Annotated in this window: 7 protein-coding genes; 6 read left to right on the plus strand and 1 reads right to left on the minus strand. The window is 70.4% G+C overall.

Going from position 1 to position 8033, the window contains the following annotated elements; translation table 11 throughout:
- Positions 1-147 precede the first annotated feature (147 nt).
- From ACZ4TG_RS29680 to ACZ4TG_RS29705, 6 genes are all read left to right on the plus strand, one after another.
- A complete protein-coding gene (locus ACZ4TG_RS29680; RefSeq protein WP_008742356.1) occupies positions 148-456 on the plus strand; it encodes a hypothetical protein in 309 nt (102 codons plus the stop codon).
- A gap of 102 nt (positions 457-558) precedes the next feature.
- Positions 559-1389 carry a DUF8175 domain-containg protein gene (locus tag ACZ4TG_RS29685; RefSeq protein WP_468168259.1) on the plus strand — a complete coding sequence of 277 codons (831 nt, stop codon included), beginning with the start codon at positions 559-561 and terminating at the stop codon, positions 1387-1389.
- A complete protein-coding gene (locus tag ACZ4TG_RS29690) occupies positions 1379-2728 on the plus strand; it encodes a hypothetical protein (protein WP_468168262.1) in 1350 nt (449 codons plus the stop codon). Before ACZ4TG_RS29685 ends, ACZ4TG_RS29690 begins: the two co-directional genes overlap by 11 nt.
- The gene (locus tag ACZ4TG_RS29695) at positions 2725-4287 is read left to right on the plus strand and encodes an SCO6880 family protein (RefSeq protein WP_468168265.1); all 1563 of its coding nucleotides are present in this window, start codon (positions 2725-2727) and stop codon (positions 4285-4287) included. Before ACZ4TG_RS29690 ends, ACZ4TG_RS29695 begins: the two co-directional genes overlap by 4 nt.
- 19 nt (positions 4288-4306) lie before the next feature.
- Positions 4307-5722, plus strand: a complete 1416-nt coding sequence (locus ACZ4TG_RS29700) for an ATP-binding protein (RefSeq protein ID WP_468168268.1) — start codon at positions 4307-4309, stop codon at positions 5720-5722.
- On the plus strand, positions 5719-7305 hold the full coding sequence (locus ACZ4TG_RS29705) for a P-loop NTPase family protein (RefSeq protein ID WP_468168271.1): 1587 nt from the start codon (positions 5719-5721) through the stop codon (positions 7303-7305). The genes ACZ4TG_RS29700 and ACZ4TG_RS29705 overlap by 4 nt, the downstream gene beginning before the upstream one ends.
- Positions 7306-7330: 25 nt before the next feature.
- On the opposite strand, the gene ACZ4TG_RS29710 is transcribed toward ACZ4TG_RS29705, so the two are convergent.
- Positions 7331-7885 (minus strand): GNAT family N-acetyltransferase, encoded by a 555-nt coding sequence (locus ACZ4TG_RS29710; RefSeq protein WP_468168274.1) that lies wholly within the window; start codon positions 7883-7885, stop codon positions 7331-7333.
- Positions 7886-8033: the final 148 nt, after the last annotated feature.

Genomic DNA, 8033 nt, shown 5'->3' on the forward strand with positions numbered 1-8033 from the left:
GAGCGTTCCTGCGGGGCAAAGACCGCGAGCGCGGGTAAAGAGAGCCGCCAAGTCGACGACGGCGGCGGTTTCATCAGGGAAGATAGTGCGTGACCCATGCCGTCGGGCACGGGTACCGGAACTACCCATACAGGGGCGGTGAGTTACATGATCCTGGCAGCCGAAAAGGGCGACATCACCACCATCATCGGCGGAATCGCCCCGAACTGGGGGCCGTTCGGCAGTCTCGGCAACGAAGCGAAGGTCATGATCGAGGTGGTCATGGCCGTCGCGATCCTCCTCTGCCTCGGCATCGCCATCTGGGGGGCGGCCAAACAGCGCATCGGCGCGACCGCCCTGCGCGACACCTTCAGCGCGGAACAGGGCAAGGGCCTGATCGTGGCCGGCCTCACGGGCGTCTTCATCATCGGCTCCCTGGGCACCCTCTTCACGATCGTCTACGGAATGGCCGTCTAGCCGTGCCGCCCGCCGGCCGTCGTACCTGATGGCGAATCAGCACACCGCATCCACGCGGCAACGAGCGCTACCGTCGTACGAGGCGGAGGGGGCGGACACCGAATGAGCAACGACGACCACTACGGTGGCGGCGGCCACGGCGAGGTCGGCGGCACGGGCCAGACCCGTACCCGCCTCCCGGACTCCCCCTCCGACCCCTACGGCACCCCCCGCCGCACCCCGCGCGCCTCCCGCGGCCTCATCACCGCGGTCGGCGTAGTGGTCCTGCTCATCGCCGCCATCGCGTTCGCGAACCAGTCCTCGGACCCCCCGTCGGACACCACCTCCGACAAACCCCCGGCAGGCACGGCCACCGCCCCCACCGGCACCGAACCGGTCACGGGCAAGGCCAACGGCATCCCCAAGGGCTTCAGCCACGACGAACAGGGCGCCCAGTCGGCGGCGGCGAACTACGCCGTCGTCATGGGCTCCGACGGAATGTTCAAGCGGGACAGCCGGCACGCCATCGTGGACGGCATCTACACACCGGACGCGGCAAGCAGGCTCAAAGGCCCTCAAGACCAGGCCTACTCGACTTCCTTCCTCGCCAGACTGGGCCTCGACGCAAACGGCAACCCCGCTCAGGGCAACACGTTCGTCACCCGCACCATCCCGGTCGGCACCCGAGTCGAGAGCTACAGCCCGACCAACGCGAAGATCGCGGTCTGGGCCACCGGCCTGATCGGCATGTCCGGAGAGAAGTCCACCGACCCGGTACGGACCACCTGGAAGACCTGGACATTCGAGCTGATCTGGGTCGGCGAAGACTGGAAGGTCGCCACCGACAGCCAGCAGGACGGACCCGCCCCGGTCCCGGGCGACGTCGCCGCGTCGTCCGCGGACGACATCAGCAAGGCCACCAAGGAGTTCGGAGGGTTCACATATGCCCGCTAATTTCCGGCTCCGGGCAGGCGTGGTCGCCACCGTCCACCTGGCCGTCGTAGCACTGGCGTCCCGCGCATATGCCGCTCCCACGCCGACGCCCACCCCGACGCCCTCGGCCACCCCGTCCGGACAGGCGGGCAAGGAAGACTGCCGCCTCCTCTTCGGTTCCGCCAAGGACTACTGCGAGAAGGGCGACGGCGCAGCCACCGGTGGATCCGCCGGAACCGGCCTGAACTCCAACGACCCGACCGCGGCCCTCAACCCCCTCGCCTCCCTAGCCAAAGGCTGCGCCGACGCCGCCGCCTGGATCGTCGGCAAACTCAGCGAAGCGATCAAGGCCACGGCCACCGTCGACTTCACCAACCCCGCCTTCCTCCAGCAGTACGCCGTCGTCTTCGCCGCCAGCACCATCCTCACCCTCGTCCTCTGGCTCCTCGCCGTCGCCAAGCGCGCCATCCGCGGCGTCCCCCTCACCACCGCCATGTCCGAAGCCATCGGCTTCCTCTGGCTCACCGTCCTCGCCTCCGCCTTCACCCCCCTCATCCTCTACACCGTCGTCTCCGCCACCGACGGCGTCACCGAGGTCATCGCCGCCGCCACCGGCGGCCAGACCGACGTCTTCTTCGGCTCCTTCTCCGAGGCCCTCAAGAAGGGCGAGGACATCGGCGGCGGCCCGATCATGCTGATCGTCGTCGCCCTCGTCACCGTCCTCGCCGCCGGAATCCTCTGGCTGGAGCTCGTCATCCGCGCCGCCCTGCTCTACGTCGGCGCCCTCCTCGGCACCGTCGTCTACGCCGGACTCGTCGACCGCAACATGTGGGGGCACGTCCGCCGCTGGGCCGGCATCATGATCGCCGTCATCCTCGTGAAGCCGGTCATCGTGATCGTCCTCGGCCTCGCCGGAGCCCTCGCCGGCGACAAGGGCCCCAACGCCTTCTCCGCCGTCGTCTCCGGACTCGCGATCATCCTCCTGGCGATCTTCGCCTCCGCGATGATCTACCGCTTCGTCCCCGGCTTCGGCGACGAGATCGCCTCCGCCCGCTCCAACCGCAGCAAGGCCACCGACGGCGCCCAGGCCGCAGCCGTCATCAGCTCCCCGGCCTCCCTCGTCTCCCAGGGCATCAAGACGCACAGCAGCCGCGGCGGCGGAGGCGGCGCCCACCGCGCCGGCGGCGGAGGCGGCGGCGACGCCAACCAGATCTCCGGAGGCATGGCCGCACACAGCAGCCGCGGCTCCCGCGGCGGCACCGGCTCCGGCTCCGGCTCCGGCAGCGGATCTGTCCCCTCCGCCACCCCACCGCCCCGCACCGGCTCGAGTACGAGGAACACAGGAGGTGACGGGCGTTGACGACCCAGTCCCACCAGCTTCACCCGGTCGCGCCCCGCCGCACTTATCTCATCGGCAGGGCCCGGCCGAACGCGATCGTCGGCAAGAACCGCGAGACCGGCGAGATCGCCCTGATCATCGCCGGAGCGTTCTTCGGCATGATGAGCGGACTGCTCGTCCCCGACCTCACCCTGCGCATCGTGAGCCTCGCCGGCTTCCCCCTGCTCGCCCTCGCCGCCGTGTACGTCCCCTACAAGGGCCGCACCTTCTACCGGTGGTTCGAGATCAGCCGCAGCTACAAGCGCACCCTGCGCCGCGGCACCACCTACCGCTCCGGCGCCATGGAAGCCGGCATCCGCGGCTCCGACGGCCGCGAGGTCGAGGTCGGCCCGCCCCCCGGCATCGGCCGCATCAACTGGCTCGCCGCGCCCTTCGGCCCCGACGAGATCGCCGTACTCCTCCACGCCGACCGCAGAACCGTCACCGCCGCCATCGAGATCGAGGGCCCCGGCGTCGGACTGCGTGACAGCGAGGACCAGGAAGCCCTCGTCGACCGCTTCGGCACCCTCCTCAAGCACGTCGCCAACGGCGACGGCTTCGTCACCCGCCTCCAGATGCTCGCCCGCACCCTCCCCGCCGACCCCGACGCCCACGCCAAGGACGTCGCCCAGCGCGGCGACACCCAGGCCCCCGGCTGGCTCCGCGACTCCTACGACCAGCTCCAGTCGATGGTCTCCACCTCCTCCGAGCAGCACCGCGCCTACCTCGTCGCCTGCATGCACTACACCCGCGAACTCGCCGCCGAGGCCCACACCATCGCCCGCGCCTCCACCCCCCACAAGGGCCGCAAGCTCGACCGCGACGCAGGCCTCGCCATCGTCATGGCCCGCGAGCTCACCGACATCTGCGCCCGCCTCGCCGAAGCCGACATCCGCGTCCGCCAGCCCCTCGGCCAGGGCAGGCTGTCCTCCCTCGTGCACTCCATGTACGACCCGGACCACCCCATCGACCACATCCAGGCCATGACCAAGCGCAACGCCTGGCCCGCCGAACTCGACGCCGTCGAACCCACCTACCTCCAGGCCAAGACCCGCGAGTCCTCCACCCGCGCCCCCTGGTGCCACGCCACCGCCTGGGTGAAGGAATGGCCGATGACCCCCGTGGGCGTCAACTTCCTCGCCCCGCTCCTCGTCCACACCCCCGACGTCATCCGCACCGTCGCCGTCACCATGGACCTCGAACCCACCGAGGTCGCCATCGAACGCATGCTGACGGAGAAGACCAACGACGAGGCCGACGCCAGCCGCGCCGCCAAGATGAACCGCACCATCGACCCCCGCGACATCGCCGCCCACGGCCGGCTCGACCAAAGAGGTGAAGATCTCGCCAGCGGTGCGGCAGGAGTCAACCTCGTCGGGTACATCACGGTGTCCTCGCGTTCGCCCGAGGCCCTCGCCCGCGACAAGCGCACCATCCGCGCCTCGGCGGGCAAGTCCTACCTGAAACTCGAGTGGTGCGACCGCGAGCACCACCGCGCCTTCGTCAACACCTTGCCGTTCGCCACCGGCATCCGACGCTAGCTGGAGGGAAGTGCCGCCCATGCGAGATCCCATGTCCGCTCTGACGGACGCCTTCACCAGCTTCCTGTTCGGCAAGGTCGAAACCACCCGCCTGCCCGTACGCACCTCCACCGGCCAGGCGCAGGCCGTCTACCTGCCCACCGCCGCCCCCGGGCTCGGCGACTCCGGCGTCATCATCGGCCGCGAGGTCTACAGCGGCAAGGGGTACATCTACGACCCCTTCCAGCTGTACGGACAGCAGCTCCCGGCCCCCCACTGGCTGGTCCTCGGCGAGTCCGGCAACGGCAAGTCCGCCCTGGAGAAGACGTACGTCCTGCGGCAACTGCGCTTCAAGGACCGCCAGGTCGTCGTACTCGACGCCCAGGGCGAGGACGGCGTCGGCGAGTGGAACCTGATCGCCCAGCAGCTGGGAATAACTCCCATCCGCCTCGACCCGATCGCCGCCAACGACGACGGGATCCGCCTCAACCCCCTCGACCCGGCGATCACCACGACGGGCCAGCTCGCGCTGCTCCGGACCATCATCGAAGTCGCCATGGGCCACGGCCTCGACGAACGCTCCGGCTTCGCGCTCAAGGTCGCGCACGCCTACGTCGTCGACCACATCCGCCACCGCCAGCCCGTCCTCACCGACATCGTGGAACAACTGCGCCACCCCGAGGCCGAGTCCGCGGAAGCCATGAACGTCGACATAGACGACGTCCGCGCCTGGGGCCTCGACGTCGCCCTCGTCATCGACCGCCTCGTCGACGGCGACCTCCGCGGCATGTTCGACGGCCCCACCACCGTGGGCATCGACCTCGACGCCCCGCTGATCGTCTTCGACCTGTCCCACATCGACCGCAACTCCATCGCGATGCCGATCCTCATGGCGATCGTCGGCGTCTGGCTGGAACACACCTGGATCCGCCCGGACCGCAAGAAGCGCATTTTCCTGGTCGAAGAAGCCTGGCACATCATCAACAGCCCCTTCGTCGCCCAGCTGTTCCAGCGCCTCCTCAAGTTCGGCCGCCGCCTCGGCCTGTCCTTCGTCGCCGTCGTCCACCACCTCTCCGACGTGGTCGACGGCGCGGCCGCCCGCGAAGCCGCGGCCATCCTCAAAATGGCCTCGACCCGTACGATCTACGCCCAGAAAGCCGACGAGGCACGCGCCACCGGCCGCGTCCTCGGCCTCCCCCGCTGGGCGGTGGAGATCATCCCCACCCTCACCCCGGGCATCGCGGTCTGGGACGTCAACGGCAACGTCCAGGTGGTCAAACACCTGATCACCGAAGCCGAACGCCCCCTCGTCTACACCGACCGCGCCATGACCGAATCCTCGGTGCAGCACCAACTCCCCGACGACCTGCTGGCCGCCGAACTGGAGGCGGAGGAGCGAGCCCTCCTCATCGAACGCCACCGCAACGGCCCCGGCTCCGCGACCACGGTGGCATGACCATGTCCGACCCCAGACGTACGGAGACCACCGCGCGCGGCGGTGGCATCCCCGACGGAGTGCTCGTCGGCCTCCTGGCCTTCCTCCTCGGCCTCGCCGTCCTCGTCTGGTCGGCCACCGGCCTGGCAGCCCTCTTCGCCAAGGGCGCCTGGCCGGCCACCGTCACCTTCACCCGCACCCCGGACGCGGTCCGCGCCCTGATAACAGAACCCCACGACATCCCCGGCGCCTGGCCCGACACCGACCCGGCGGCCCTCTCCGGCTGGGGCCTCTTCTGGGGCCTGTTCATCAGCCAGCTCCTGGTCCTGCTGGTGCTGACCATCTTCACGCTGGGCATCATCGCCCGCACCAAGGCCCGCAGGCTCCTCCTCACCCAGACCCCACAGCCCGAGCCGGCCCAGACCACACCGGCCCCCGCCGCAGCCCAGGCCACGCCGGTCCCCGCGCAGCCCACCCCGACCGCAGCCCCCACGGCGCCCCCGGCACCCCCAACTCCCGAGCCGGCAGCCGCCCCCACAGCCCCACACCCGGCCGAGGCCGTTGCCCTGGCCGCCGACGGCGCAACCCCCAACAGCACCCGAACGGCCGACCACCACCACCCCGCCCCCGTCGACGAGGCCTACCGCTACGGCTTCGGCTACGCCCCGGCCCAGGCCGCAGCCGTGGCCCCCCGCCCGCGCCTCGACTACGCCTCCCCCGCGCAACGCCACAGCGCAGCCACCCAGCAGCTCACGGCGGCAGAAGGCGCGGCCCTCGTCGTCACCTCCTCCCCGACCCTCTGGTCGGAGACCAAAGACGCCCGCGCCAAACTCGGCCCGGTCCTCCTCTACGACCCCTCACACCTGTGCGACACCCCGGCCCGCATCCACTGGAACCCCGCGGAAGGCTGCGCCGACCGCGACACCGCCACGGCCCGCGCCATCGCCCTGCTCGCCCCCGTCCGGCCGCAGGCCCGCATGGACGCGGCCGTCGCCGACACGGCGGAAACGCTCCTGCGCAGCTGGCTCCAGGCCGCGGCCCTCGACAACCGCCCCTTCAAGCAGCTCCACCGCTGGGCCCAGGGCAACAACGCCCAGGACCCGGTCCGCATCCTGCGCACCCACCCCCAGGCGGCCCCCGGCGCGGCCGGCGAACTCGAAAGCGCCCTCACCGCGCACCCCGAACGCCGCGAACTGGCCCAGCACCTGACGGCTCGCGCCCTCTCCTGCCTGACCTCGATCCACATCCGCGAGGCCTGCAATCCGAACCGAACGGATTCGCTCACGCTGGCATCGTTCGTGACCGAAGGGGGCACCCTCTATCTGGTGGGCGAACCTCTAGAGGACCCTCGAACCCATCCGGGTGCGATGCCCCTGCTGACCGCACTCGCCTCCAGCGTGGTCGAGCACGGCCGTCGCATGGCCGCACGGTCATCCCACGGTCGGCTCGACCCACCACTGACGCTGGTCCTGGACGACGTGGCAGCCGTGGCCCCCATCCCCCAGCTCCCGGAACTCCTCCAGGACGACACCCTGCCGATGCTGGCCCTGTGCCGCAGCCGCGAACAGGCTCGCTCCCGCTGGCCCCACGCCGCAGCCCTCTGACCGGCCAAGCCCAGCCGGCCACGCCCTACGGCCGACGGAAGACGTACTCCAGATCCTTCGCGGAAGCATCGGGCGACAAGGCGACCGCCCGCCCACTGGCCTCGAACCCGAACCGCCGGTAGAAGGCCTCGGCCCGCGCGTTCTCCTCGTGCACCAAGAGCCGTACGCGGTCCAGCACCGGCTCCTCCCGCGACCAGGCCCAGTCCAGCGCGGCGGAGAACAGCGCCTCCGTCAGCCCCGTCCCCCGGTGCTCGGCCCGCACGAACACGCCGACGACATGCCCCTGGCTCTGCGCCACGTCCTCACCGAAGATGTCGGTGGTCCCACCCTCCTCGACCAGGACGGTCACCGTCCCGGCCCAGTCTCCCTGCGGCCCCTCGGCGACGAACTGCCTGACCGATCGCCCCTCGGCAGCTCCCGCGGCCCGCCCCTGCCAGAAATCGTCCGGCCGGCTCTCGGCCTGCTCCGAGGTTTCCAGGAAAGCCACCGGCGCCGCCGGATCCCTCAGCGCGGCGAGCCGAAGCTCCTTGACCTTCTCCCACTCGTCCGCACGCACCGGACGCACCACATGCTGGTTCATGACCGGAATCCAACCACGACACCGGTGCACAGCACACCCATTAATTGGCCCGACCGCAAAAAGACCCCGGAACGCAGAAAAGCCCCGCACCATAAGGTGCGGGGCTTTCCCACAATGATTGTTCGGCGGCGTCCTACTCTCCCACAGG

Source organism: Streptomyces sp. NPDC028314 (assembly GCF_055565795.1).